Source organism: Dryocola clanedunensis, assembly GCF_038405435.1.
In the GTDB taxonomy this organism is placed as follows: Bacteria; Pseudomonadota; Gammaproteobacteria; order Enterobacterales; family Enterobacteriaceae; genus Dryocola; species Dryocola clanedunensis_A.
The window spans coordinates 1-574 of record NZ_JBBYHZ010000155.1 but is presented as its reverse complement, the minus strand read 5'-3'; the positions used below and the strand labels follow the sequence as shown (position 1 = coordinate 574).

1 protein-coding gene is annotated in these 574 nt (G+C 69.5%); it reads left to right on the top strand.

Features of this window, described 5'->3' with window-relative positions; genetic code table 11:
• The coding region (locus AAE045_RS23960) for an MMPL family transporter (protein WP_455549798.1) at positions 1-574 on the top strand (574 nt) is incomplete at both ends.

Genomic DNA, 574 nt, shown 5'->3' with positions numbered 1-574 from the left:
CGGCGCTGTACGGCCCGATGGGCGCGCCGCGCCTGACCGAGTGGCGCCAGGATCCGCTCTCGCTGTGGCCGCAGTGGTGGCAGGAGCGCGCGCTGGGTTCGGGCCTGCAGATGGGCGATGACGGCCTGCTGGAAGCCGATGGAAAGCATTGGTCGATCGTGCAGTACGACACGGTCGGCTCGGCGTTCCAGCTCGATGGCGAGCGCCATATCGACCTGCTGCTGGACACCGCCGCCGAGGCCGCCATGAAGCAGGCGCCGGGTCTGGAAGTGCTGCGTGCCGGCGTCCCGCTGCATGCGGAAGCCGCGGCCGTGCAGGCCAACTGGGAGATCAATACGATCGGCTGGGGGTCGCTGGCCGCGGTACTGCTGCTGGTATGGCTGGCGTTCCGTTCGCTGCGCCCGATCCTGCTGGTGGCCGCCTCGCTGCTGATCGGCTGTGGCGTCGCGCTGGCGGTGACGGTGCTGGTGTTCGGCAAGGTGCATGTGTTGACGCTGGTGTTCGGTGCCTCGCTGGTGGGCGTGGCCGAGGATTACGGCATCCACTGGTTCGCCTCGCGCCAGGCCGAACCGGC